The 26,701-nt window shown below is 59.5% G+C and carries 21 protein-coding genes, 4 pseudogenes and 1 riboswitch; of the genes and pseudogenes, 18 read left to right on the forward strand and 7 right to left on the reverse strand.

The window, feature by feature from the left end; translation table 11 throughout:
* The 17 genes and pseudogenes from AC1DMK_RS28000 to AC1DMK_RS28080 form a co-directional block, all read left to right on the forward strand.
* Nucleotides 1-189: pseudogene (locus AC1DMK_RS28000) on the forward strand (sugar ABC transporter substrate-binding protein); the annotation flags it as partial.
* 77 nt (nt 190-266) lie between these two features.
* Entirely contained in the window at nt 267-1,220 is a 954-nt protein-coding gene (locus AC1DMK_RS28005; RefSeq protein ID WP_477863632.1) for a carbohydrate ABC transporter permease, read from the forward strand.
* Entirely contained in the window at nt 1,217-2,158 is a 942-nt protein-coding gene (locus AC1DMK_RS28010) for a carbohydrate ABC transporter permease (RefSeq protein WP_477863633.1), read from the forward strand. Before AC1DMK_RS28005 ends, AC1DMK_RS28010 begins: the two co-directional genes overlap by 4 nt.
* Before the next feature lie 4 nt (nt 2,159-2,162).
* Nucleotides 2,163-3,278: an ABC transporter ATP-binding protein gene (locus AC1DMK_RS28015; RefSeq protein WP_477863634.1), complete on the forward strand. Its 1,116-nt coding sequence runs from the start codon at nt 2,163-2,165 to the stop codon at nt 3,276-3,278.
* 14 nt (nt 3,279-3,292) lie between these two features.
* Nucleotides 3,293-4,798 carry a GMC oxidoreductase gene (locus AC1DMK_RS28020; protein ID WP_477863635.1) on the forward strand — a complete coding sequence of 502 codons (1,506 nt, stop codon included), beginning with the start codon at nt 3,293-3,295 and terminating at the stop codon, nt 4,796-4,798.
* A 62-nt stretch (nt 4,799-4,860) separates the two neighbouring features.
* A complete protein-coding gene (locus AC1DMK_RS28025; RefSeq protein WP_477863636.1) occupies nt 4,861-6,516 on the forward strand; it encodes a GMC family oxidoreductase in 1,656 nt (551 codons plus the stop codon).
* Nucleotides 6,517-6,592: 76 nt separating this feature from the next.
* Nucleotides 6,593-7,762 (forward strand): Gfo/Idh/MocA family protein, encoded by a 1,170-nt coding sequence (locus AC1DMK_RS28030; RefSeq protein ID WP_477863637.1) that lies wholly within the window; start codon nt 6,593-6,595, stop codon nt 7,760-7,762.
* Nucleotides 7,763-7,862: 100 nt separating this feature from the next.
* Nucleotides 7,863-9,944: an FAD-binding protein gene (locus AC1DMK_RS28035; protein WP_477863638.1), complete on the forward strand. Its 2,082-nt coding sequence runs from the start codon at nt 7,863-7,865 to the stop codon at nt 9,942-9,944.
* Nucleotides 9,945-10,128: 184 nt separating this feature from the next.
* Nucleotides 10,129-11,157 (forward strand): DUF1254 domain-containing protein, encoded by a 1,029-nt coding sequence (locus tag AC1DMK_RS28040; RefSeq protein WP_477863639.1) that lies wholly within the window; start codon nt 10,129-10,131, stop codon nt 11,155-11,157.
* Between the two features lie 103 nt (nt 11,158-11,260).
* On the forward strand, nt 11,261-11,506 hold the full coding sequence (locus AC1DMK_RS28045) for a DUF3302 domain-containing protein (RefSeq protein ID WP_477863640.1): 246 nt from the start codon (nt 11,261-11,263) through the stop codon (nt 11,504-11,506).
* Nucleotides 11,503-12,444: pseudogene (locus AC1DMK_RS28050) on the forward strand (HlyD family secretion protein). The gene AC1DMK_RS28045 and the pseudogene AC1DMK_RS28050 overlap by 4 nt, the downstream one beginning before the upstream one ends.
* 39 nt (nt 12,445-12,483) lie before the next feature.
* Nucleotides 12,484-13,106 (forward strand): annotated as a pseudogene (locus AC1DMK_RS28055) (5-methyltetrahydropteroyltriglutamate--homocysteine S-methyltransferase); the annotation flags it as partial.
* Between the two features lie 122 nt (nt 13,107-13,228).
* A riboswitch (cobalamin riboswitch) is annotated at nt 13,229-13,455 on the forward strand.
* 244 nt (nt 13,456-13,699) lie between these two features.
* The gene (gene nrdH, locus AC1DMK_RS28060; RefSeq protein WP_037068968.1) at nt 13,700-13,921 is read left to right on the forward strand and encodes a glutaredoxin-like protein NrdH; all 222 of its coding nucleotides are present in this window, start codon (nt 13,700-13,702) and stop codon (nt 13,919-13,921) included.
* A 14-nt stretch (nt 13,922-13,935) separates the two neighbouring features.
* Nucleotides 13,936-14,349 (forward strand): class Ib ribonucleoside-diphosphate reductase assembly flavoprotein NrdI, encoded by a 414-nt coding sequence (nrdI, locus tag AC1DMK_RS28065; RefSeq protein ID WP_477863641.1) that lies wholly within the window; start codon nt 13,936-13,938, stop codon nt 14,347-14,349.
* The gene (gene nrdE, locus AC1DMK_RS28070) at nt 14,319-16,469 is read left to right on the forward strand and encodes a class 1b ribonucleoside-diphosphate reductase subunit alpha (RefSeq protein WP_477863642.1); all 2,151 of its coding nucleotides are present in this window, start codon (nt 14,319-14,321) and stop codon (nt 16,467-16,469) included. Before nrdI ends, nrdE begins: the two co-directional genes overlap by 31 nt.
* 23 nt (nt 16,470-16,492) lie before the next feature.
* A pseudogene (gene nrdF, locus AC1DMK_RS28075) lies at nt 16,493-17,463 on the forward strand (class 1b ribonucleoside-diphosphate reductase subunit beta).
* 232 nt (nt 17,464-17,695) lie between these two features.
* Entirely contained in the window at nt 17,696-17,908 is a 213-nt protein-coding gene (locus AC1DMK_RS28080) for a hypothetical protein (protein ID WP_037068509.1), read from the forward strand.
* Nucleotides 17,909-17,911: 3 nt separating this feature from the next.
* On the opposite strand, the gene AC1DMK_RS28085 is transcribed toward AC1DMK_RS28080, so the two are convergent.
* From AC1DMK_RS28085 to AC1DMK_RS28110, 6 genes are all read right to left on the reverse strand, one after another.
* Nucleotides 17,912-18,040 carry a hypothetical protein gene (locus AC1DMK_RS28085; RefSeq protein ID WP_477863643.1) on the reverse strand — a complete coding sequence of 43 codons (129 nt, stop codon included), beginning with the start codon at nt 18,038-18,040 and terminating at the stop codon, nt 17,912-17,914.
* Between the two features lie 62 nt (nt 18,041-18,102).
* Nucleotides 18,103-18,396 carry a helix-turn-helix domain-containing protein gene (locus tag AC1DMK_RS28090; protein ID WP_477863644.1) on the reverse strand — a complete coding sequence of 98 codons (294 nt, stop codon included), beginning with the start codon at nt 18,394-18,396 and terminating at the stop codon, nt 18,103-18,105.
* Nucleotides 18,397-18,406: 10 nt separating this feature from the next.
* Complete coding sequence (locus AC1DMK_RS28095) at nt 18,407-19,681, reverse strand: O-antigen ligase family protein (RefSeq protein WP_477863645.1); 1,275 nt, start codon at nt 19,679-19,681, stop codon at nt 18,407-18,409.
* Nucleotides 19,678-21,237 carry an undecaprenyl-phosphate glucose phosphotransferase gene (locus AC1DMK_RS28100; protein ID WP_477863646.1) on the reverse strand — a complete coding sequence of 520 codons (1,560 nt, stop codon included), beginning with the start codon at nt 21,235-21,237 and terminating at the stop codon, nt 19,678-19,680. The genes AC1DMK_RS28095 and AC1DMK_RS28100 overlap by 4 nt, the downstream gene beginning before the upstream one ends.
* Nucleotides 21,238-21,292: 55 nt before the next feature.
* Nucleotides 21,293-22,462 (reverse strand): glycosyltransferase, encoded by a 1,170-nt coding sequence (locus AC1DMK_RS28105; RefSeq protein WP_477863647.1) that lies wholly within the window; start codon nt 22,460-22,462, stop codon nt 21,293-21,295.
* 6 nt (nt 22,463-22,468) lie between these two features.
* Complete coding sequence (locus AC1DMK_RS28110) at nt 22,469-23,044, reverse strand: polysaccharide biosynthesis/export family protein (RefSeq protein ID WP_037068496.1); 576 nt, start codon at nt 23,042-23,044, stop codon at nt 22,469-22,471.
* A 190-nt stretch (nt 23,045-23,234) separates the two neighbouring features.
* Between AC1DMK_RS28110 and AC1DMK_RS28115 the strand changes: the two genes are divergently transcribed.
* Complete coding sequence (locus tag AC1DMK_RS28115; protein ID WP_477863648.1) at nt 23,235-25,379, forward strand: GumC family protein; 2,145 nt, start codon at nt 23,235-23,237, stop codon at nt 25,377-25,379.
* On the opposite strand, the gene AC1DMK_RS28120 is transcribed toward AC1DMK_RS28115, so the two are convergent.
* On the reverse strand, nt 25,380-26,624 hold the full coding sequence (locus tag AC1DMK_RS28120) for a GNAT family N-acetyltransferase (protein ID WP_037068492.1): 1,245 nt from the start codon (nt 26,622-26,624) through the stop codon (nt 25,380-25,382).
* Nucleotides 26,625-26,701: the final 77 nt, after the last annotated feature.

A 26,701-nucleotide genomic window follows, 5' to 3' on the forward strand; every position in this document is an offset into this window, starting at 1 on the left:
GGTATTGCCGATCTCAAGGCTGCCAACGAAGGCGGCACGCTGTTCGGCTCGCTGGCACAGGGCTACGGCGCTCCCCCGGCAGTCGCCAACGCTTACAAGGACGTCGTGTCGAAGTTCGTTCATGGCCAGATCACGACCTCCGACCAGGCCGTCGAAGAACTCGTCAAGGCAATCGACGACGCCAAGTAGGCACAGTCGACCATGGTCTTCCCCGCGAAGCGGGGGAGACCTCGGCAACGGACGACCCCTTGGGAGGGGATGAATTCATGAGCACTTTCGCTACCACCAAACCCGATGTCACACCGCGGCGCGAGACGTCCATTTCAATGCGAACGCGTCTGCAGGATGCGTTGCCGAAGATCGTACTCGCGCCGAGCTTCGTCATCACACTCGTTTTCGTCTACGGCTTCATTGTCTGGACGGTCTATCTGTCCTTCACCAATTCCAAGACCTTCCCGTCCTATGCGCTGACCGGGCCACGCGCCTATCAACGGCTTTGGCGCTGGACGTTCGAGAACGATCCGCCGTCGAGCTGGTACACCTCGATCACCAACATGGGCATTTTCGGCTTCCACTATATTGGCATCTGCCTGGCGCTCGGTCTGTTTCTGGCGATCCTGCTTGATCAGAAGATTCGCGGCGAAGGCCTCCTGCGGCCAATCTTCCTGTATCCGATGGCGCTGTCCTTCATCGTCACCGGAGTCGCCTGGAAGTGGTTCCTCGATCCCGGTCTCGGTCTTGAGCAGACGCTGCATCATTTCGGCTGGACGAGCTTCCACTTCGACTGGATCAAGAACAAGGATTTCGTCATCTACACCGTCGTGATCGCCGGCGTCTGGCAGGCCTCTGGCTTTGTCATGGCAATGTTCCTTGCCGGGTTGCGCGGCATCGACGGCGAGATCATGAAGGCGGCGCAGATTGATGGTGCAACCACGCTCCAGCTCTACCGGCGTATCATTATTCCGCTTCTCAGACCGGTGTTCCTGTCAGCCTTCATCGTGCTCGCTCACATGGCGATCAAGTCCTACGACCTTGTTGTGGCGCTGACATCAGGCGGACCCGGCGGCTCTGCCTGGCTGCCGTCCAACTTCATGTACGAATACACATTCAAGCGCAACGAGATGGCGGTGGGCTCGGCGAGCGCGGTCATCATGCTGATGACCATCTCCGCGATCATCGTTCCCTACCTCTATTCCGAACTGCGGGAGAAATCGCGATGAGCGCCGTTACCTCGACTTCTTCCGGTGCCTCAATGGCACGTAGACGACTGTTCAACCGTGTCTTCATCTATGGCATGCTGACGGTCTTCGCGATCATTTACCTGATGCCGCTGTTCGTGATGCTGGTGACCTCGTTCAAGACCATGGACGAGATCCAGAACGGCAATATGCTGTCGCTGCCAAAGGCTCCGACGCTTGATCCCTGGTTCAAGGCATGGGGTGAGACCTGTGTCGGCCTGACCTGCGCCGGCATCAAGGGTTACTTCTGGAATTCCATCAAGATGGTGGTTCCAGCGGTTGCGATCTCGACGCTGCTCGGTGCTCTCAATGGCTACGTGCTGACCAAATGGCGGTTTCCCGGTCATACGCTGGTCTTCGGCTTGATGCTGTTTGCCTGCTTCATCCCGTTCCAGTCGGTGCTGCTGCCGATGGCGACCATTCTTGGATCTCTCGGCCGCTTCGGCAACACGCTGCGCAACGACATCGGCATGTCACTCGGCTTCGGCAATCCGACGGTCAATCTTGTCATCGTTCACGTCGTCTACGGTCTCGGTTTCACGACGCTGTTTTTCCGCAACTACTACGAGGCCTTCCCGACCGAACTGGTCAAGGCCGCCCAGGTCGACGGCGCGGGCTTCTTCCAGATCTTCCGGCGGATCATGCTGCCGAACTCGCTGCCGATCATTGTCGTGACCGTGATCTACCAATTTACCAACATCTGGAACGACTTCCTGTTTGCCTCCGCCTATGCGGGCACCGGCGAGTCCATGCCGATGACGGTCGCGCTCAACAACGTCGTCAACACCTCGACCGGTGTCGTCGAATACAACGTCAACATGGCCGCGGCGATGATCGCCGCCATGCCTACGCTCCTCGTCTACATTCTCGCCGGCCGCTACTTCGTTCGCGGACTGATGGCGGGCGCCGTCAAAGGATAATCCAATGGCTTTTCTCGAAATATCCGGTCTTAGAAAGCGCTTCGGCGCATTGGATATCCTCAAGGGCATCGACCTCCAACTGGAAAAGGGCGGCTTCTTGGTACTGGTCGGACCGTCCGGCTGCGGCAAGTCTACGCTGCTCAACACGATTGCCGGGCTGGAGTCCATCACAGAAGGTGACATCCAGGTCGATGGCCGTACCATCTCCGATCTGCATCCCTCAAAGCGCGACATTGCCATGGTGTTTCAGAGCTATGCGCTCTATCCCAACATGACGGTCGCCGGGAATATATCCTTCGGCATGGAGATGCGCGGCGTACCGGCAGAGGAGCGCAAGAAGGCCATCGACAAGGTGGCCAAGGTGCTGCAGATCGGCCATCTGCTGGATCGCAAGCCGAGCCAGTTGTCGGGCGGCCAGCGTCAGCGCGTTGCCATGGGGCGGGCACTGGTGCGCGATCCGAAGCTCTTCCTGTTTGACGAGCCCCTGTCGAACCTCGACGCAAAGCTTCGCGTCGACATGCGCATCGAGATCAAGCGTCTCCACCAGGCAACCGGCAAGACGATCGTGTACGTCACGCACGACCAGATCGAGGCCATGACGCTTGCCACCAAGATTGCGGTCATGAAGGACGGCATCGTCCAGCAGTTCGGAACGCCTGCGGAAATCTACAACAATCCGGCCAACATGTTCGTCGCCGATTTCATGGGCTCACCCGCAATGAACCTTCTGTCGGGAACGATCGAGAAGGATTCGAGCGGCCTCTCAGTTTGCCTGGCACGAGCCAGCGGTGATCTGGTCAAGCTTCCTGTGGCGCCTGGAAAGGATGCTCTGGCTGCTCACGCCGGTAGACAGGTTGTATTCGGTATCCGGCCGGAGGCGCTGACTGATCCAGAGGGCGCGGATAGGAACGCCCGCACGATCGCGGAAAGCGACTGCCTGATCGAGGTTGTGGAGCCGGCTGGTTCAGACACCTTCGCCGTCACCAAGCTAGGCGGAAAAGAAGTTGTTGCCCGTCTGCGCGCGGACGCGCGTATTAACGCCGGCCAGACGGCACGCCTGGCGTTCAATCTCGACAAGGCAGTCTTCTTCGATCCGCAAACGCAGATCCGGATCGCGTGACGTCGAGGAACAAGATGAGCGGTACACCAGACATCGTCATAATCGGTTCCGGCGTGGGTGGCTCCACGGTCGCAGTTGGCCTGGCAACGACCGGCGCCCAGATCCTGATCCTCGAGGCCGGCGATTATATCGCCGATCTTCCGGTAAACCGCGACCAACGCGCGATCTTCCAGCGCGGACATTTTCGACCGAAGGAAACCTGGTACGAGGCAAACGGCAAGGGGTTCAATCCCGGCAACTACTACAATGTCGGAGGAAACTCGAAGTTCTACGGCGCCGTGCTGTCCCGCTACCGGCGGGAGGATTTCGAAGTGATCCAGCACCGGGAAGGTGTCTCGCCTGCCTGGCCGTTTCCGTATGAAGCGCTGGAGCCCTGGTATAGCAAGGCCGAGCGCCTGTATCATGTTCGCGGCACCTTGGGTGAGGACCCAACGGAGCCCCACCACTCGCTTGCCTACGAATTCCCCCCGGTTCCGGACGAGTCACCGATCGCCGACGTTCGCGCCCGGCTGAAGAGCAGGGGATTGCATCCGTCCTCGCTGCCGTTGGGAGTGGACATTGAGGCATGGCTATCGAAGGCGCGCACGCCGTGGGATGCCCATCCGAATTCGCGCGACGGGAAGATGGATGCCGAGACGGCGGCGCTCGAAGTCGCGCTTCAGCATGCAAACGTCCGGCTTGAGACCAATGCACGCGTAACGAAGCTCGAAACCGCGCATGGCGGTCGTATCGGGCGCGTAACCTACATCAAGGACGGGCACGAGGTCACCGTCACCCCCAATATGGTCATTCTCTCGGCTGGCGCGGTTCAGTCTTCGGCGCTGCTACTGCGCTCGGCGAACGAGCGCTACAAGAACGGTCTGGCGAACTCGTCCGACCAGGTCGGCCGCAACTTCATGAACCACAACGCGTCCGCGGTCATTGGCGTGTCGCCAAGTTTCCAGAACACGTCGGTCTATCAGAAGACATTTGCGTTCAACGATTTCTATCTGTCGGACGGGAATGGCGGGCCGCCGCTGGGCAATGTTCAACTCCTTGGACGGATATCGGGACGGGTCCTCAAGGGCTCGTTACCGCATGTTCCAGAGTGGGTGCTGGATATCATCGCGGGCCACGCCATCGATTTCTACGCAATGAGTGAAGACATTCCCAATCCAGACAGCCGCGTCATGGTCGACGGTGACCGCATCGTCCTCCAATGGCAGCGGAGCAACTGGTCCTCACATCTAGAACTTGTTGCGAAGCTGAAGGGAATCCTGAAATCGATTGGCTTCCCGATCGTGCTGTCAAGGCCGTTCGACAAACGCACGCCGTCTCATCAGTGCGGAACGATCCGGATCGGCAACGATCCAACGACGGCGCCCCTTGATCCCTACTGCCGTTCTTACGACCACGAAAACCTTTTCGTCGTCGACGCCAGTTGCTTGCCGACCTCTGCGGCGGTGAATCCGGCTCTGACCGTCGCCAGCCAGGCGTTGCGTGTTGCCGATCACATCGCATCCAGGGATTTGCAGTCGTGAAGTTCGGTTGCCCCGGCTGTGGTGGCCGTCTGTCAATCATTCGCTTTCAATAGGATAGCAAAATGCGTTTCGACTATATCATCACGGGAGCCGGTCCGGCAGGATGCGTGCTTGCCAGCCGGTTGAGCGAAGACCCAACCGTCAACGTGCTGCTGCTCGAGGCAGGCGGCGGTGACTGGAACCCTCTCTTCCACATGCCGGCGGGCTTTGCGAAAATGACCAAGGGCGTCGCGAGCTGGGGTTGGGAAACCGTCCCGCAGAAGCACATGAAGGGCCGGGTTCTGCGCTATACCCAGGCGAAGGTGATCGGCGGCGGCTCCTCGATCAACGCCCAGCTCTACACACGCGGAAACGCAGCGGATTACGATCTCTGGGCAAGCGAAGACGGCTGCGACGGTTGGGACTACCGCGCGATATTGCCCTATTTCAAGCGCGCCGAGGATAACCAGCGCTTCGCGGACGACTACCATTCCTATGGCGGGCCGCTTGGTGTCTCGATGCCGGTCTCCCCTTTGCCGATCTGCGACGCCTACATCCGTGCGGGCCAGGAGCTCGGCATACCGTACAACCACGATTTCAACGGCCGGCAGCAGGCTGGAGTTGGCTTCTATCAGCTTACGCAGCGCAACCGCCGGCGATCCTCGGCCTCCCTGGCATACCTCATGCCAATAAAGGACCGCAAGAACCTGACGATCCGCACTGGTGCGCGCGTTTCCCGCATTGTTCTGGAACGCTCGCGCGCGACAGGCGTCGAGATTGTGACGCAGAGCGGCTCTGAGATTGTCCTTGCCGAACGCGAGGTACTCGTGTCCTCCGGTGCGATCGGATCGCCAAAACTCCTCCTTCAGTCGGGGATAGGGCCGGCTGACCATCTTCGATCAGCAGGCGTCAAGGTGCTTCACGATCTTCCCGGTGTTGGGGAGAATCTTCAGGACCACCTCGATCTGTTCGTCATCTCCGAGTGCACGGGGGACCATACCTACGATGGGGTTGCAAAGCTACATCGGACCATTTGGGCTGGTATCCAGTATGTTCTGTTCCGCACCGGCCCGGTCGCATCGTCGCTCTTTGAAACGGGCGGATTCTGGTACGCAGACCCCGATGCACGTTCTCCCGATATCCAGTTCCACCTTGGCCTGGGTTCGGGAATCGAGGCGGGTGTCGAACGTTTGAAGAATGCTGGCGTGACGCTCAACTCCGCCTATCTTCACCCGAGGTCGCGAGGCACCGTGCGGCTGTCCTCGGCCGACCCTAGCGCGGCTCCTCTGATCGATCCCAACTACTGGTCCGATCCCCACGACAAGAGGATGTCGTTGGAGGGATTGAAGATCGCTCGCGAGATCATGCAGCAGGCGGCACTCAAGCCATATGTCATGGCTGAGCGTCTGCCTGGGCCGAAAGTGATGACCGACGAGCAACTGTTCGACTACGGCTGCGCGAACGCGAAAACCGATCACCATCCCGTCGGCACCTGCAAGATGGGAACGGGACCCGAGGCTGTTGTCGGTCTCGATCTCAAGGTCCACGGCCTCGAGGGCCTTCGCGTCTGCGATTCGTCCGTCATTCCGCGCGTTCCATCCTGCAACACCAATGCGCCTACGATCATGGTCGGGGAGAAGGGATCGGATTTGATCCGGGGGTTGCCCCCGCTTCCGTCCGCGATCTTCGCCTACGAGCGCAACGATACCCGGCCGAGAGCACGCACGAACATCCGCTAGGCTCGGCGCGGGGCTGGCCCGCTTGACACGCAACGTCCGCTTGGACGGCGGATCGGATTTCAGAGGAGTGGCAGTAATGAGAGAAATCAAGGTCGCGGTGCTCGGGGCGTCGGGCTGGATGGGCAAAGTTCACACGATGGCCTACCAGACGTTTCCCCATTTCTTCGGCGTCTCTGGCGGAATCGCGCGGGTCGTCGTCCTGGTCGAAGCCAACCCGCAGGCAGCGCAGGATCTTGCCCAGCGGGCGCCTGGTGCCAAAATTATTCAGGACTGGAAGGTCGCCGTCGCCGATCCCGAGATTGACCTGATCGACATCTGCCTGCCGGACAACCTTCACCACGAGGTGGCGAAGGCCGCGCTCCTGGCTGGAAAGCATGTCTACTGCGAGAAGCCACTGGCGAACACGGCGCAGGAAGCGCGGGAGCTGGCAGATATCGCAAAGGAGAAAAGCGTCATCACCCGAGTGGGGCACGCGTTTCCTCGCAACCCAGTCCACGACCTGGCCAAGGAAATCATCCAGGCGGGCGAGATCGGCGAGATCAAGATGTTCCGCGGCTGCCAGCACGTGGATATGTATGGGGATCCGAATGCGCCCTTCATGTGGCGCGCCGACGGGAAGCTTGCGCCGACCGGGATCGTGGGCGACACCGGTTCGCATGTCTTCAGCTTCATGGACTTCCTGGTCGGCCGCGTAAGCTCCCTGATTGCGGACAATCTGATCCTGACGCCACGTCGCCCGATCGTGCGAGGATTGGCCTACGGCGAGCAGGTGAAGCTCAACGGCACGGAAGAATGGGCGGACGTCACCAACCCAGATGCGACGAATCTTCTCTGCCGGTTCGAAAACGGCGCCAGCGGAATCGTCGACTTCAGCCGGGTCGCCACAGGTCGGAAATTCAAGCAGACTTACGAAGTGTACGGAACGAAAGGTAGTCTCGCCTACACATATGACGAGGTAAACCGCCTCCGCTTCTATTCGAACGACGATCGGACAGGCCGTTGCGGCTTCCGGGAGATCGATGTAGGTCCGGAAAACCCCACGTTCAGGGCCTTCCTTCCACTTCCGAACTTCGCGTTGGGTTACAACGAAAGCAAGATCATCGAAGTTGCCGAGGTGGTGCGCTCGATCGCGACCGGCACGCCCATGTGGCCCACGTTCGAGACCGGCCACCACATCTGCCAGATCGTCGACGCCTGCATGGAGTCCTCGCGTCTGAAGCGCTGGGTCGACATCCCTCTCGTGTGAGCCCTAACCCATGGCATCTACGATGCTGGCCGACGCATCTTTGAGATCGACGGTCGGCGACAACTTCTGGGAATCCGTTCCGCAAGGATTTTGACAGCCAATGAAGATCGACGTTCCGCAATCCATTCTCGACGCCCTGACGGACGTGGACATGCCGCGCCTGCCTCCGGAAACGCCTTCATCGGAAACGGCCAACCTGGCCGGCATTGCAACTCCAGTCTATCGTGCCGGCTGCGTCATCGTAGGATCCGGCGCTGCGGGGCTGCGTGCGGCTGTGGAAATGAAGCGGCGAGGCGACGACGTGGCTATCCTGAGCCAGAGCGCGTGGGGCGGCACGTCGGCCTGTTCGGGGTCCGACAAGCAGACGCTCCACACGGCGAACACCGCCGACCAGGGAGATAATTACAAGGCGATGGCCCGAGCGGTACGCGGCGGTGGCGCGATGGACGAGGACACCGCCTACGTCGAGGCCGTCGGTTCGTCGAGGATGATGGCGTCGCTTCAGTTTCTAGGACTGCCATTGCCGCAAGATCCACTGGGCGGGACGCTAAGGTATCAAACCGATCACGACGAAGTGGGCCGGGCCACCAGTTGCGGTCCGCGAACCTCGCGTCTGATGGTCAAGGTTCTCGCAGAAGAGGCCCTCCGGCTGGGCGTGCCGTTCTACAACCAGACCACGGTGGTTAAGATACTGACGGACGTCGATGGCGTGGAACGCCGCGTCGTGGGCGTCCTTGCAATGCGTGCCAGCGATCGAACGGAGGACAATCCCTTTGGCCTTGCATTGTACGTATGCGCGGTCGTCGTTCTCGCGGCCGGAGGACCCGGCGAACTATACCGCGACAGCGTCTATCCGAACGGCTGCTTCGGCTCGCTGGGGCTTGCCCTTGAGGCTGGCGTGGAACTGGTCAATCTCACGGAAAGCCAGTTCGGCATTGGAACCAGACGCGAAGGCTTTCCCTGGAACCTTTCCGGCACATACGTCCAGGCAATCCCGCACATCTACTCTGTGGACGCCGACGGTACGGAACAACACTTCCTGGCTGCTTACTACCGGAGCACGCAGGAACTGGCGTCGAACGTCTTTCGCAAGGGCTATCAATGGCCCTTCCACGCGACGCGAATGCTTGATTTCGGGTCCAGCCTGGTCGACCTGGCGATCCATCGCGAGAGCGCTGCGGGACGACGCGTCTTTATGGATTTCAACCGAAATCCGCTTCCGGTTCCTGGAGATCTTCCGTTCAGCCTCGATCGGCTCGACGTCGACGTAAGCCGTTATCTCGCCAAGGCCGGGGCCGATCAGCATTTGCCGATCGACCGTCTCAAGCAGATGAACCCTCTCTCTATCGAGCTTTATCGACGCTACAAGGTCGACATCGCCCAGGCGCCTCTGGAGTTTGCCGTCAACAATCAGCACATGAATGGCGGCGTCATGGTGGACACCTGGGGACGGAGCAATCTGGCGGGATGCTACGCCATTGGCGAAGCGGCAGGAACACACGGTGTCACCCGTCCGGGCGGCGCGGCGTTGAATGCCGGCCAGGTCTTCGGAACGCGGGCGGCGGAGCACATTGGAGCGAGCGGACGGGCGAAGGTGGCCTCGACCAAGGACGTGCGTGCTGCTGCGGATGTGGGCGTTGCCCAGCTTCTCATGGTGCTCCAGCCTGACAGCGCGCTCAGCGTGAAATCGGTCCGGTCCGAGGTTCAAGCTCGAATGAGCGACCGGGCAGGCATGATATGTGGCAGTGAAAGCGTTGGCGATGCGCTGATCGAGGCCCGTCGCCTCAATGACGAAATCCGCAGGAAGGGAATTGCATACGCCCGCGGCGGAGAAGCCGCCCGTTCGTTGCAATGGCAGCAGATGGCGCTGGCGTCCGAGGCGGTGCTCAGCGCCTTGGACTTCTTCATCAACAATGGCGGCGGCAGCCGTGGCGCCCGAGCGATATGCGATCCCGATGGGGAGTCTCTTCCGCTTGTCAGCTCCGGGCCGCTACGGGAGTATTGCTTCAGGAAGGAACGGCCGGAGCATCGCGACGAGCAGATTGTCGTTCGCCTCGACGGCGACGCTATGGCCATTTCGACACGCCCCAACCGGACGTTCGACGAGGATTCGAAGTCGTTCTTCGAACGTGACTGGCCGGCCTGGCTGACGGGCCGCATCTACGACGTGGGCACCGGTTGAGAGAAGGAATGGCTTCCAACGACGCTTCCACTGCCGGCGGCCGGATTCGACGGCCGGCGCTATTGGCCGTCCGGCACACGGGAACAGTCTCCCCGAAATTTGCGTAAATGTTACTGTTACGTACTTCCGCAGTCGTAGAGCGGCTCTAAGGTGCACCGACACCTGCGAAACTGGAGGGCCTTCTATGACCGACAAGCTGTTTATCGCTATCGCCGCGTTGTCCATCGCTGCGTTGCAAAGCGTCGTGGTCTTGGCGGCAGACACGGTTGCGGTGACCGCCGAAACCTTCCCACGCGCCGAAAGCGATCTGTATTTCAGCAGCATTGTCAAAGACGGAGGCTTCGGAAAGTTCTTTCATCGTCGCGAGCCAGCGACTATCGAGAAACAGACGGTCATCCGGCTGAACCGCGATACGCTCTACTCTGCGGGGGTCTTTGACCTCGATCAAGGCCCGGTCACGGTCACCTTACCCGATGCCCACGAGCGTTTCATGTCGATGCAGGTCATCAACGAGGACCAGTACACACAGGACGTGACCTACGAGCCGGGCGTGCATGTTCTTTCGAAGGACAATGTCGGCACCCGCTACGTTCTGTTGGGCGTGCGCACTCTTGTCGATCCCAAGGACCCAAAAGACGTTGCCGCCGTTCATGCGCTGCAGGACGCCATAAAAGTTGAGCAACCGGCCGGAAGCGGCACGTTCGAGGTACCTCATTGGGATCCGCTCAGTCAGGCAAAGGTGCGAAAGGCACTCCTCGTCTTGGCCGACACGCTTCCCGATACCAAGGGCATGTTCGGCAGAAAGGAAGACGTCGACCCAGTCCGCCGGCTCATCGGCTCGGCGTCCGCGTGGGGAGGCAACCCGGAAAAGGATGCTCTCTACCTCAACGTCGTGCCGCCAAAGAACGATGGCAAGACCGTTTACAAACTCACGGCCAGGGACGTCCCCGTCGATGGCTTCTGGTCTATCAGCCTCTACAATGCCAAGGGCTACTACGAAAAGAACGCCCTCGGCGTTTACAACATCAATAACATCACCGCCAAGAAGGCGCCTGATGGAGCTGTGACCGTTCAGTTCGGCGGATGCAGCCGCAACATCGACAATTGTCTGCCGATCAAGAGCGGCTGGAACTACATGGTGCGCCTCTATCGACCGAAAACAGACGTCCTGGACGGGACGTGGACCTTCCCTGAGGCCCAGCCCGCTCCCTGATTGCAGCTTCACAATGGAAGTGGATTTGGGGTTCGGCAACAACAAGAGGCCGTCGGTTATGTCAGCCACATGACCGACCGTTCCGTGCCTAGAGGATCATATCATGCAACTGGTCGACTTCTTCGCCTGGATCGTCCTCATAGTGCTGGTCTTGAGCACGACATTCGTGATTGTTTTTCTCGCCATGTTGCCGGGAATGATTGCGAAACGCCGCAACCACCCCTGGACCCAGGCGGTAACTGTCGGGGGCTGGGTGACATTGCTGCTTGGGTTTGCGCTATGGCCCATCGTATTGATCTGGGCCTACGTTGACGTTCCCCGTGTTCGGAAGGCGGAGACCCACCAATGATCGTCGTCCTCCTGAACGTCTACCTGGTAATCCTCTTCTGCCTCGTCAAATTCCGGATCATACCGTTCAACCTTTTCTGGAAGGTTTCGCCGGTTCTGGTACTTCTCCTGCTGCTCGTTGGATTGTTTATCCCTATGAACTGGGGTGCGCCTCAAGGAACAGCGCTTGTCGTCCGCAACTCCGTCGCCGTCGTTCCGGATGTTGCTGGCGAAGTCGTCGAGGTTCCCGTTAAACCAAATACACCGCTGAAGGCAGGTGACGTTCTCTTCACGATCGACGCTGTGCCCCTCAAGGCAAAGGTGGATGCGCTGCAGGCACAACTGGACCTGCAGCAGCTCCGTCTTTCTTAAACCACACGACTGCAGACAAGTGGCGCGGGTCGAGCCTTCGACGTCGAGCAACGCCAGGCAGAGGTCGAACAGCTGCAGGCAGAGCTTGTGGCCGCGAAGTGGGACCTGGAAAAAACTGTCGTTCGTGCTCCGGCTGACGGATACGTGACCAATCTAGCTCTACGAACCGGAGCGCGTGTCACCAATCTGCCGCTTTCGCCGGCAATGGCGTTCATCGATACGTCGGACACGATCATCGGCATGGAGGTGCCGCAGATCAATGCCCGTTACATCGAGCCCGGTCAGCCGGTCGAAGCGACGTTCAAGTTCATGCCAGGCAAGGTCTATTCCGGCAAGGTTGAGAGCGTCTTGCAAGCGGTGGCCACCGGACAGACGAAAGTTTCAGGCGCCGCTGTCTCTTCCGAGTTGATCCAGACCGTGCCGTTCGTGGTCAGGATCAGGCTCGACGACGCGGCGTTCGCAGCCAAACTGCCCGCAGGAAGCACTGGTACTGCGGCCATCTTCACGGATCATGTCAAGGCTGCGCAGGTGATCCGCAAAGTACTCTTGCGCCAGATCGCCATCACCAATTACGTCAATCCGTTCTGATTGAGAGGTGACATCCACCTGCGATACGCCAATGGAGCAACCATCCTGAACTGGTCGTTCGTTCGCGATGATCTTCCTCGCAGCGCCGTATGCCGCCAGATCGCTCTTGCAATCCGTGACGAGGTTGCCGACCTGGAGGAAGCCGGTACTGCGATGATCCAGATCGACGAGGCAGCGCTTCGAGAGGACCTGCCCCTTCGGAAAGGCGATCGGGGCACCTATCTCGATTGGGCGGTTGAGGCGTTTCGCATATGCTCGAGCGGCGTTTCCGACAAGACGCAGATCCACACGCACATGTGCTATTCGGAGTTCAACGATATCATGGCTTCCATCGAGACCATGGACGCCGATGTCATCTCGATCGAGACCTCGCGTTCGAAAATGGAGCTTCTCGACGTCTTCCAGCACCAGGACTACCGAACGAGAACGGTCCGTGCGTCTACGACATCCACTCGCCGCGGATTCCAGATGTCGCTCAAATGACGGAACTGCTCGACCTGGCGAGGCGGCGTCTCAATGATACGCAGTTGTGGATCAATCCCGATTGCGGCCTGAAGACCCGCAAATGGGAAGAGGTCAAGCCTGCCCTAGTCAACATGGTCGAAGCGGCGAGGCTGCTCCGCTTGACCAGCCACGGAACGTTGTCGGCCGCCGGCGTCTGACGATCTTTCCACCGGATGAGACGCCGGGGAAATCCCGGCGTCTTCCCGCCGCCCCGTACCGCTTATCCCACCGATCTTGTCGACCGTTGATCATAGTCGTTGACGGGAATCTAACCTTGTCTACTATATATAGTGTTCGAGGTTCCTTCGATTCGCAAGGATTGGAGGCTAAGACGGGAATACGGTGCGCGGTAGCCCATGATGGACTCCGCAATGCCGGAGCTGCCCCCGCAACTGTAAGCGGCGAGCATCCATCTGGGAAAGCCACTGGAGCCGGAAGGTTTCGGGAAGGCGAGGATGGACGCGACGACCCGTAAGCCAGGAGACCTGCCTCGATCAGAAACGTCCACGGGCGGGGTGTCCGGAAGGTCGCGTTGTGCTGCGGAATGAATCCGCGTGTGCCCGCTGCCCCCGAGATCTCGCGATCAGCCAACTTCGGGGTGAAGTCCATGTCTTGAGTTCCAATCCGTATCAGGACGAGTGATGGCCGCTTAGCGTCTGACCGCAGGCGACACCTGTTTTTTCCGTCTCATCGCACGAGCATCGGCGGATGCCCGAACGACCTTTCATGCCATCGAAACACGAGGATACCAATGAACATCACCGTTTACAGCAAGCCTGCCTGCGTTCAGTGCACCGCGACCACGCGCGCGCTCGATAGGCACGGCATCGAATACCTGATCGTCGACGTTTCAACCGATACCCTGGCCTATGAACTCGTCCAGGGTCTTGGCTATCGCCAGGTCCCCGTGGTCGTCGCAGGCGAACAGCATTGGGCCGGCTTCCGTCCCGACATGATCAGCGCGCTTGCCTGACCGGGGAACCGCCGATGGGGCAGATCGTCTACTTCTCCAGCCGATCCGAAAACACCCATCGCTTCATCGGCAAGCTGGGGATGGACGCGGTCCGTATTCCGGTTCTGCCCGATGAAGCCTTTTTCGTGCGCCGGCCTTTCGTCCTCGTGGTGCCGACATACAGCGGCGATGGCGGCAAGGGAGCCGTGCCCAAGCAGGTGATCCGCTTCCTCAACCAGGCGGAGAACCGCTCCAACCTCTGCGGCGTGATCGCCGCGGGCAACAGCAATTTCGGCAAGACCTATGGGCTCGCCGGCGACGTCATCTCCAGAAAATGCCAGGTGCCTTACCTCAACAGGTTCGAGCTCCTGGGTACGGACGAGGACGTCACCAACGTCAAAAACGGATTGGAACGATTTTGGACACGGTTACGCTCGAACGCCCTGTGAAGGTCGAACCCGCGCTGGACTACCATGCGCTCAACGCCATGCTGAATCTCTATGACGACGATGGAAGGATCCAGCTCGACAAGGATCGGCTTGCGGCACGGCAGTATTTCCTGCAGCACGTCAACCAGAATACCGTCTTCTTCCATAACCTTAGGGAAAAACTCGACTACCTCGTGAGCGAAGGCTATTACGAGCGCGAAGTGCTCGACCAGTATTCGTTCAATTTCGTGCGCGACCTGTGCGACCACGCATACGCGAGGAAATTCCGCTTCCCGACCTTCCTCGGAGCGTTCAAGTACTACACCAGCTACACGCTCAAGACCTTTGACGGAAAGCGCTACCTGGAGCGCTATGAAGACCGCGTCTGCATGGTCGCGCTCGCGCTCGCGCGCGGCAACGAGCAACTCGCTCGCGACGTGGTCGACGAGATCATTTCTGGCCGGTTCCAGCCTGCGACGCCGACCTTTCTGAATGCTGGCAAGAAGCAGCGCGGCGAGCTCGTCTCGTGCTTCCTGATGCGCATCGAAGACAATATGGAATCGATCGGGCGCTCCATCAATTCGGCGCTTCAACTTTCCAAACGAGGCGGTGGCGTTGCGCTTTCGCTCACCAATATTCGTGAGGCCGGGGCGCCGATCAAGCACATCGAGAACCAGTCGTCAGGCATCATCCCCGTGATGAAGCTCCTGGAAGACAGCTTCTCCTATGCCAACCAGCTTGGCGCGCGCCAGGGCGCGGGTGCCGTCTATCTCAACGCCCACCATCCGGACATCATGCGTTTCCTCGACACCAAGCGCGAGAACGCGGATGAGAAGATCAGGATCAAGACGCTGTCGCTCGGTGTCGTCATACCCGATATCACCTTCGAACTCGCCAGGAACAACGACGATATGTACCTCTTCTCACCCTATGACGTCGAACGCGTCTACGGGGTGCCGTTCACCGAAATCTCGGTGACGGAGAAGTACCGCGAAATGGTCGCCGACAGCCGCATCCGCAAGAAGAAGATGAAGGCGCGAGACTTCTTCCAGGCGCTCGCCGAGATCCAGTTCGAGAGCGGCTATCCCTACATCATGTTCGAGGACACGGTGAACCGGGAAAACCCGATCGCCGGGCGCATCACTATGAGCAATCTCTGCTCGGAAATCCTCCAGGTCAGCGAGGCGAGCGAATACAATGACGACCTGTCCTACAAGCATATGGGCAAGGATATTTCCTGCAATCTCGGCTCGCTCAACATCGCCGCGGCAATGGATTCGGCCGATTTCGGAAAGACGATCGAGACATCGATCCGGGCGCTGACGGCCGTATCCGACATGAGCCATATCTCGTCGGTGCCATCAATCGAGAGGGGCAACAACGACAGCCACGCGATCGGCCTCGGGCAGATGAACCTGCACGGCTATCTTGCCCGCGAGCGCATCTACTATGGCTCCGAGGAAGGCGTCGATTTCACCAATATCTACTTCTACACCGTGACGTACCATGCCATCCGCGCGTCCAACCGGATCGCGGCTGAACGTGGCGCGAGCTTCAAGGGCTTCGAGAGATCGAAATACGCCTCCGGCGAATATTTCGATAAGTATACAGAGCAGCTTTGGGAGCCGGCGACAGAGAAGGTGCAGGCATTGTTCGACACTGCCGGCGTCCACATCCCGACCCAGGAGGACTGGCTGAAGCTCAAGGACGCTGTGACGACCTCCGGTCTCTATAACCAGAACCTACAGGCCGTGCCGCCGACGGGATCGATCTCCTACATCAACCACTCGACGTCGTCGATCCATCCAATCGTGTCGAAGATCGAAATCCGGAAAGAGGGAAAGATCGGCCGCGTCTACTACCCCGCGGCCTTCATGACCAACGAAAACCTCGACTACTACGAGGATGCCTACGAGATCGGCCCTGAGAAGATCATCGATACCTATGCGGCAGCCACCCAGCACGTCGACCAGGGTCTCTCGCTGACACTCTTCTTCCGCGACACGGCGACGACCCGCGACATCAACAGGGGTCAGATCCACGCCTGGAAGAAGGGCATCAAGACCATTTATTACATTCGCCTCCGCCAGATGGCGCTGTTGGGCACCGAGGTGCAGGGCTGCGTTTCCTGCGCGCTTTGACACCGGTTTCAAAGGATCTCTCTATGAACATGCAATTCAAGCCGGCGAGCCGCATCCGCGCCATCAATTGGAACCGGATCGAGGACGCGAAGGATCTGGAGGTATGGAACCGCCTGACGGGTAACTTCTGGCTTCCAGAGAAGGTGCCGCTGTCGAACGATATTGCCTCCTGGGCCGCCCTGAAGCCCGCCGAGCAGCAGCTTACGATCCGTGTGTTCACAGGGCTCACCCTGCTCGACACCATCCAAAACGGCATCGGGTCGGTGAGGTTGATGGAGGATGCCGCCACGCCGCACGAGGAAGCCGTTCTTTCTAACATCTCATTCATGGAAGCGGTGCATGCGCGCTCCTATTCCTCGATCTTCTCGACACTCTGCTCGACGCCTGATGTAGACGACGCCTATCGCTGGTCGGATGAGAACGAGTTCCTGCAGCGCAAATCTTTGCTGATCATGGAGCAGTATGATTCTGGCGATCCCATGAAGAAGAAAGTTGCCAGCGTGTTCCTCGAGAGCTTTCTATTCTATTCGGGTTTCTATCTGCCCATGTTCTGGTCGAGCCGCGCACGGCTTACCAACACCGCGGACATGATCCGTCTCATCATCCGCGATGAGGCGGTTCATGGCTACTACATCGGGTACAAATTCCAGCGAGGATTGGAGCGCCTGGGCAAGGACAAGCAACAGCAGGTCAAGGATTTCGCATTCGACCTGCTGTTGGAGCTCTACGACAACGAGGCAAAATACACCGAAGCGCTATACGACGGCGTCGGGTTGACGGAAGACGTCAAGAAATTCCTCCACTACAACGCCAACAAGGCCCTGATGAACCTGGGCTATGAGGCGCTGTTTCCGGCAGAGGCTTGGTCAACCCAGCGATCCTGTCTGCCTTGTCGCCAAACGCCGACGAAAATCACGACTTCTTTTCGGGTTCCGGCTCATCCTACGTGATCGGCAAGGCGGTTGCGACGGAAGATGAGGATTGGGATTTCTGAAGACGCGTTCCGCGAGCACAGCTGAAAGTCGGCGACAGTGGCACTTGCTGCGGCCACGTCGTCACGCCGGCTTCCGCCCAGACGTTGCCCGAGCAATGAGTTCACATTAGTGTTTCTACACGTAACGGATATTGATAAGGCACATGTTCACGCGCATAGTGATCGCATCGTCGGCTATGTGATGGGCGGCCGATGACGATCCGGTGTCAGCCCTCGGTGGACATAAGGCGCGATGCTTAGATCCCCGATTTTCCCTCGCGACCTGCCGCTCTTTTCAGAGGACTTGGACCTTTTGTCCGATGTTCTTGACGATGTCTGTGAAAAACGAGGTTTCGCGCGAAACGCGCCTCAGGCCGAGCAAATAGCCGCGCTACTCATCCAGTTGTATCGGCAGGGCGTCAAGGATCAAACGAAGCTTGCCGCCCTTGCCAAGGCCTATCTCTAAGCCTCACTTCTCCTCGATCGAGACACCATTTTTACCGATGCTCATCTCGATTCCGTCCGGTTTGCTTTCCTCATGGAGAATATACGGGCCTAGCCCGCCGACTATGAAATACAGGCCGTTTGTGCGGTTCATGCAATACCCCCAACATTTTGATAATACGGGGATAAACGCAGAAGCTCAGCTTTGGTTCCCGATCAGTCGTCGTTGGCGGAGTTGAGGTTTTCGGGTCGAATGCCCTCATCGACGTTTATACGCGCCCTCAGTCTGACGCCAGGCCCGCCCTCGTCGTGGTTGCCGCTGCCGATGAAGATGATGCCCGCAGCCTCGAGCGCCTGCCTTACGGCGAGAAGCGCGTATGGCTCTCCGCTCGCCTCATCGTGCTCCAGTGTTTGGATGGTTGCTGCCGGCAGTCCGGAGGCGGCTGCCAGTTGCTCGATTGTCATTCCGGTCATGGCGCGTGCGCCACGCATTTGCGGTGCTGTGATCATGAACGGAAGTCTAGCGCGGCGGCTGCAGTTCGCAAGTGGCTTGGCGGCGCAAGCCGGGCATCTGGTTGCGAATATGCCGTTGCTCAAGCGCAGCACAGCCCCAGACGACGCCGAAGAGCAGGTAGACGTGGCGCCAGTGGTCGATATCGATAACGTTGCCGATGGTCGCATGGCCGAGAACAGCAATCGATGCGATCATGATGTAGGGCTGCCATGGCCGGTCTTTGAGAAGGTTCCTGAAGCCGAGATAGAGAGTCCAGCAAAGCATGCTGATATAGATGACGAAGCCGAGCCAGCCGTAGGTTGTCAGCGTTTTCAGCCAGATGTTATGTTCGTCCTCCGTGAAGATCGACCCGAAGACCAGAGGTCCGATGCCGAGCGGCCGCTCCATCATCATCGTAAACCCGATACGGTGGCGGTCGAAGCGACCAAGATGTTCACCGTCGTACTGCTGCACCAGCTGCGCGCGCGTCGAGAAGAGGTCGCTCACTTTGGGGAACTGCAGGGCAATCAGAAGCGATGCCACCATCATGATGATCGCTGCCAGGGACAGAACGAGAATTCGCAGGCGAAATGCGCCGCTTCGTTCCTTGAGCAACATGACAAAGATAAGCAGCACGATTGCGAGCAGGAACAACCCCCAGGCGGCACGGGAAAAGGAGAGAAAGACGCCAAGCGCGAGGATCAGCAGTGCGGCTGCTTTGATCGGGGCCGCTTTCAGCTTGCCCGTCAGGATGCCGTGCACGAGGTAGAGGGAAGGGGGTACCAGGAAAGGGCCGAAGACGTTCGGATCCTGGAATGCGCCCTTCGCCCTGTCATAGAGGGTGAAGACCTCGGATCCCGGAAACGCATGGAAATATCCTAGAATGCCAAGCAAGGAGGTGATGACGGCGGCGAATGCCCAGGCGTTGAAGATCAGCGGCAGACGGCGATGGCTGTCTTCGATGATCGCCGCATAGAAGATCGAGGTCAGTGCCAGAAAAGTCGATACCGCGACATACATCGGACCGGAGGCCAGATCCTTCATCTGCGTAAGAGACAGCATGCCACCAACGTTGAAGGTAAGCAGCAGTGCCAGAAGTGGGGCGGTATAGCGCGAAATCCTCAATCCCAGGATGAACCAGATACCGATCAGACCGGCCATCCAGAGCTCGTAGGGTGCCGGCTCATCGATGACGAAGCCGGAAAGGAATACGCCGAAGGCGACGGCCGCCGAACCGATGAGGCGCAGGGTCGCCCGCTGCGGATGGGCGACACGCGAATTTGTCCCCTCGATCGCGCTCAATAGGCATTTTCCGTATTGAACAGACGGAACGGCGTCAGGAACAGGATTTTCAGGTCAAACCACAGCGACCAGTTCTCGATATAGTAGAGGTCATAGGCCGTGCGGAACTTGATCTTGTCGTCATTGTCGACCTCTCCGCGCCATCCATTGATCTGCGCCCAGCCGGTAACGCCGGGCTTGACGCGGTGACGGGCGAAATAGCCCTCGACGACATCGCCGAAAGCACGGTCGCGGGCTTGCGCGAGGACGGCGTGCGGGCGCGGCCCGACGAGCGACAGATCGCCTCTGAGGACGTTGAACAGCTGCGGCAATTCATCGATCGACGATTTGCGGATGAAGCGGCCGACGGGCGTGACGCGCGGGTCCGCCTTGGTGACGGCTGCGCGGCCGGTCGGGTCGCCCATATGACTGTACATCGACCGGAACTTGAAGATGTTGATGATCTCGTTGTTGAAGCCATGGCGCTTCTGCATGAAGAAAACCGGGCCCTTCGATGTCACCTTGATCGCGACGGCAGTCGCCAGCATGACCGGCCAGAGAAGGACAAGCGCCACGAGAGCGAAGAAGATATCGAAGCATCGCTTGGCAACCGAATCCCAGTCGCGGATAGGCTTGTTGAAAATATCGAGCATCGGCACCGAACCGACATGCGAATAGGCGCGCGGACGAAAACGCAAACGGTTCGCGTGTGCCGCAAGACGGATGTCGACGGGCAGCACCCACAGTTTCTTCAAGAGCTGGAGAATACGCGCTTCGGCGCTGAGCGGCAGGGCGATGATCAGCATGTCGATCCGCGTTATGCGGGTGAATTCCACAAGTTCGGCCACGGTGCCGAGCTTCGGATAGCCGGCGACCATCACCGGCGAACGCTTTTCGCCACGATCATCGAAGATGCCGCAGATGCGGATGTCGTTATCGGCCTGCTGCTCGAGGAGACGGATCAGGTCCTTGGCGGCCTGACCGCCGCCCACGAGGACAGCCCGGCGCTCCATGATGCCGTTGCGAGCCCAGTTGCGGATGCCGTAGGCGACAAGGAAGCGGGAGCTCAGGAGGACGATGGCGCCGAGGGCAAACCACGCGATATAGGCCTGCATCTGCAGCCAGCCGACATGGCTGAGCAGTGCGATCATTGCCGTCGTCAACAGAAAGACGAGCGCCCATGCGGCAAACGCACGCGGCAGCAAGTGCATTCGTGCCCGTAGCGCCGGTATGGAATAGCTGTCGGCGGTTTGCAGGGCGACGACGAGCAACGCAGCTGCTACGGCTGCAACCAGTGCACGCCCCGAAAATGTCTCGCTGCCGTCACCCGGCCAGACGAAGAAGGCGGCAAGTCCGATCGCAAATTGTGAGAGAAACTCGAACAGGCGGAACTGGCCGATGATGATCGCGGGGGAGCGCGTGCCATCGCTGAATTGCTCGGCAATTTGGCGTGCATACGAGTTTAGCGGCTCCTGGGGAACCGGTTCTCGGGTGCTGCCATCGGTTATATTGACGTCGGAAACCTGCTTCCGCAACGTTTCCAGATCGAATTGACCGCTTTTTTCTGCCTTGTCCATGAGGCTACCGCCGCTGTTTCACCGCAGGCAATAGCAGAAAGGCCCTAAGAAACTTTTACGAAGTGGTTAAACTTCCATGCGGCCCTTGGCGCTCCAGGAGTTCCTGGTACAATTTCAGAACCTCGTTCGCCATGACGGAAGCGGAAAAGACAGCTTTCACCTTTTCCATCGGAGGCATTGCGGCGTCATGCCAGCCGGGTACGCGAATGGCGTCGGCCATGACGCGCGCAAGATCGTCCGAGTCTTCAGGTGCGACCAATGCGAAGCTATCCTTGCCCAGTGCTTCAGGTATGCCGCCGACACGGGTCGCGATGATCGTCTTGCCGGCGGCCAGCCCTTCGAGCACGATATAGGGCATCGCCTCTGCCCGCGATGGCACGACGAGGTTCTGCGACATCGCAAACGCCTGCTGGACACGCATGGCAGGCAGCATTCCGATACGTTTGCCAAGGCCGCGCTCGACCATCATGTCGCGATACCGGTCACGATCCGGTCCGTCGCCGACCATGAGGGCTGAGAGCGGCCGTCCGACGATGCGCTCTGCTTTTGCAAAGGCATCCACAAAAAGGTCGGGACCTTTAAGGTCCCGCAGCATGCCGACGTAAATGTAGTGTACCGCGTCCGACCGGGTGGGGATGAGCTCGAAGTCCCGTTCGCCGATGCCGTTGTAGATCAGCCGGGTTTCCGTGTGAGGGCGCCCGACCCTTTTGGCATAGGTGTCACGCTCGTATTCGCAGATGAAGACGAGTGCGTCGGTGAAATATTCCTGCAGGCGCTCCATCCGGAGCACGAACTGCCCCAGTAGCGACGACCGAGAATAGTGCAGGCTTCCGCCATGCGCTGTGTAGAGGCGGGCTACGCGATACTTGTTTACCCGCAGGGCTGAGCCGGCCAACCGCGCGAGCACGCCGCCTTTGGCGCCATGCCCATGCAACACATCCGGCCGCAAACCTTTGATCTTCTTGTAGGTGTCCCAGATTACGCCAAGGTCCGAGAAGCTGACGGCGCGTCGGATCGGAACGCGAGTCAGGCCGAGTGCGAGATACGGGCGGATTTCGTCGAACAGGCTGTCCTCGTGTTCTCCTCCGGTGGAGCTGTCACAGAGAATGCCAACCTCATGCCCGGCCTTGCTGTGCTCCACCACCAGGTCACGTACATGGCGGAAGATCCCGCCGACCGGTGACCTGAAGCAGTGAAGAATGCGAAGAGGGCGTTTCGTGCTCATCAACGATCAGAACAGCCGTTCGCGCACATAGATGGTGTCGCCCGCAACAATGGCCGAGGAAATGTTCACGCGCCCAGTGATGACCTGGCCATTGATCTTTCTTGTTACATCCACGCCACCCTGGTTTGCACGGGCACTAAAGCCGCCGGCGATCGCCACCGCGTTCTGGACCGTCATGCCTGGCACATAGGCATACTGTCCCGGCTGGCCGACTTCGCCGAGGATGAAAATCGACCGGTAGCGATCGACGTCGATTGTGACGTCGGGGTCCCGCAAGTAGCCCTGCTTGAGCTTCTGGGCGATCTGGCCTGATAGCTGCTGGAGCGTCCGACCGCGTGACGGAACCTGCCCAATCAACGGGAAGGCAATATAGCCTGCCTGGTCGATCGTATAGGTGTTGGTCATGCTCGGCTGATCGAACACGGTGATACGCAGCCGGTCGCCGCTGTCCAGAGAGTAGGGCTGGATCGTTGCTTCGTTGAACGCTCTGGGAGCAGGCTGATAGCTGTTGCAGCCGCCCAGGACCGCAGTCATGGCGGCAAGGCTCAAAGCCATCAGAAACTTGGGCTGTGCGACAGGCATCCGCGGTTGCTCACAGGAAATGGACTTCTTCGCAGTCGTTATCGATCCGTTAGGGTTAATGGCCGGTAAAGATCGTCCATTTTTTCGCTGTTGCCCTCGCGTCGGTCGTTCAGGTCCTCGAAGTAAGCATTAACCGTTGAGTTACTATAGTCATTTACCCTGACGGCACCTTTGTTCTTGGAGTACAGGCATGTCCGGCGTAATGGGTCATCAGGATGTGGACATAGATCTTGGGCAGTTGGTCCGTGCCGTCTGGGCACGCCGGCTGAAGGTCGTGGCGATTACAGTACTCGGGGCAGGGGTCGCATTCACCGGCGCCAAGATTATGTCGCCGAAGTACCGCAGCGAGACGCGTATTCTTATCGAACCCCGGGCGCCCGCGTTTGCCAATGCGCAAACGAACGATGCGGGCACCAGTCCGCTGCTCGATGAACTCAACATCGCGAGCCAGGTACAGCTCCTTCAATCGGCTGACCTGATCAAGCAGGTCATCAACACCCAGAGGCTCTACGAGCTGCCGGAGTTCGATGTCACCTCCAACCGGTCGGCGCTCGGCGATATCCTTGTGGCGCTTCATCTCAAGAAGAGTCCGCTTGAGAACCCGCCTGAAGAGCGCGTCATCGACGCGTTCACCGAGCGGCTGCAGGTCTATCAGGTGCCCGGCTCGCGGGTGATCGGCATCACCTTTACGTCAAAGGATCCAAAACTTGCCGCAACCATCCCGAATGCGATGGCGGCTGCCTACCTCGTCAAGCAGAGCGGCGCGAAACTGGATTCGAATTCGGAAGCGACGCGCTGGCTGGAACCGGAAATCGAAAGCCTGCGCCGAAAGGTCAATGACGCCGAGCAGAAGGCGGCGGAGTATCGCGCCGCGCACGGATTGCTGCCGACGAATGGCGGCACCAATTTTCCGACGCAGCAGCTGAACGACGTTTCCGCAGAATTGACGCGCGTCCGCGCAGAGAGGGCGAATGCCGAGGCACGCGCCCAGTCGGTCCGCAACGCCCTGTCATCAGGCGAACCGTCCGATACGCTCCAGGATATCATGTCTTCTCAGTCGATCCAGCGCCTGAAGGGAACGGAATCGGCGCTGCAATCGCAGATTTCCGATTTGCAGACCTCGCTTCTCAACAATCATCCCCGGCTGAAGAGCCTGCGCGCTCAGCTCGCCGACATCAAGACGCAGATTCGCCAGGAGACACAGAAAATTCTGGCGAGCATCGAAAACGAGGCGAATGTTGCGTCTCTTCGGGCTAAGGAGCTTGAGCAGCAATCGGACAAGGTCAAGGCCAACAGTGCCCAGGCCGGCGAGGACGAGGTCGGCCTGAACGCTCTGGAGCGCGAGGCCACCGCGCAGCGCCAGCTTCTCGAAACCTATCTGTCGCGATATCGCGAGGCAGCTTCACGCGCCGACAAGAATTCCAGCCCGGCCGATGCGCGCGTCGTGTCGAACGCCATCCAGCCGGTCGATCCCTATTTTCCCAAGGTTGTTCCGATCGTGACGGTCGTTGCCCTGGCGACGTTCATCGTGAGCGCGATCGCGATCATGCTGGCCGAGTTGTTCAGCGGCCGTGCGCTTCGCCCGGTTTCCATTCTGGAAGAAAGCGAACGCACGGAGGAAGAGAGGATCGCAGTGTCGGAGCCGCCGAAACGCGTCGCCGCACCGAGTATGCTGGCTGTGATCGCCGAAGCGGATGAGCCGGTGGAGGAGACTGCCGGGCTGGAGGCCCCCGCCGATGAGAACGAATTCTCTGTGGCCTCGGTAGCGGACTACCTGATTGGCAGTCGTGCACCTCTTGCGATCGCGATCTCGCCCACCGGCGATGGCGGCTCTGCTGCAACGGTCTCGCTGGCGCGCAAATTGGCCGCTGCCGGATCGCGCGTCGTTCTCGTCGATATGACGGGCTCCGGTCATCCTACCGACTTGATGGCGGAGCGTCGCTCCGAACTCGGCGTGACCGACCTGCTCTGCGGTAAGGCGGCGTTCGGCGAGACCATCCATGGTGATCGCTCGTCTGATGCCCACATCATTCCGCAGGGCACCAGTGATATGCGCCGGGCCATGCGCGGTGCCGACCGCCTGTCTCTGCTGCTCGACGCGCTGGCTTCGGCTTACGATCTTGTGCTGGTCGAGTGCGGGGCGGCCAACGTCGCCGGCGTTTCCCGCTTGACGCACAGCAAGGATGTCGAGATCATTCTCTCGATGCCAGAGATTGTCGAAAGCGAGTTCGTGGCCGCGATGACCGACTTCGAGGAGGCTGGCTATCAGCGCGTCGTGTTGATGTCCGGCGGCGATAATACCGCTGATGCGGCGGCGTCCCGCCAGGCCGCCTGATCAGACACGGGTCAACCTACGCACTCGCTGAGCGAATCGGTAGAGCCCGCGACGCGATTTGACGTAGGCCTTGCAATGGGTGATGGCCCGATGCGCAAAGCCGCTTACGCCGCCACGTGCCGTAATCGGTAGAACCACGTCGTAGTGCTCGGTTTCAACAGGCGCCCATGAGCGCTTGTAGCCTTGGTCACCCAGGCCGAAATCGAAGAGGCTGACGCCCTTGCCGTGCAGTCCGGCGATCATCTGCCAAAACAGGAACTCACCAGGGCTCACGTCGGGCGCGACGCGCTCGTCGATGGCACTGAACTGGCAGATCACATGATCGCCCTTTCTGGAGATGCCTGAAACCGCAGCAATATCGCCGTCGGACTCTCCGCGGAGCCGGATCGCATGCATCTCAAGCCCGAACGCGCGGGGGTCGGCGCCTCTGCTGTCGATGGCGCCATGCAGGAAAGCTCTCGTCGCGGGGTCGGCGAATACATCGGGCAATCCCATCGCCTTGAAGCGTTCGGTTTTCTGCTTGAAGAAATGATCGAGAAGGCGGTGCTGCTCCTCCGGTGCGCCGCCGGCGACGTAGTCGAACCCGCCCAGTGACTCCAGCCGCTTCAACTGGACGCGGAATTTCTTGCGTCGGTGCTTCGCGTTTACCTGCTTGAGCGTCGCCTCCAGAGTGTCGAGGAGGGGCAGTTGATAGGCATGGTTCTGATTTTGTACCATCGGCAGGACCGCGAGGGGATTGTCACGACCGCGCCAGTCCAGCGGGATGTTCTGCAGCAGGAGGAGATCGGCGCGCCCGCCAAGCGCCGCCCGCAACAGATCGCTGAAGCGATGCGGATCCATATCCCGGGACGCCTCGGCAAACTCGGGCGAAAATAGGCCGGTGTTGATGTTGCTGTGGTCGGCACCGATGAACTTGGCGATCCGCGCGCCGCGCGACCGAACGATCTCGACCGGAAGAATGAATCCGGTCTCGTCTCCCGATCGGCCTCGAACAAGGGCGAGGGGGTTACCATGTGCCTTGACCCAGGACGCACACCAGTCATAGCCCTGGTGCAGCGAATTCAGGTCATCTCGCTCAAGTGCGCGCCACTCGTGTTCGATAGCCTCCATGGCGTCGACGATATCGATATGAAACGCTTTGGCGACGAGTTTTGCTTCCAGCGCCCTCTGTCGAGGAATGTCGGTGTCGGCATGTCCGGCCTGGCCACGCGGCTCGCCATCGACATGAAGCTTTTGCGTCCGCATGTGTTTTCTCCGCTCAAAATGGCTGAGCGAAGAGGATAAAGAACGGAAGCATCCATTTGGTTTATAGAACGTGGGTC

Source organism: Rhizobium sp. 05L419, from assembly GCF_056397845.1.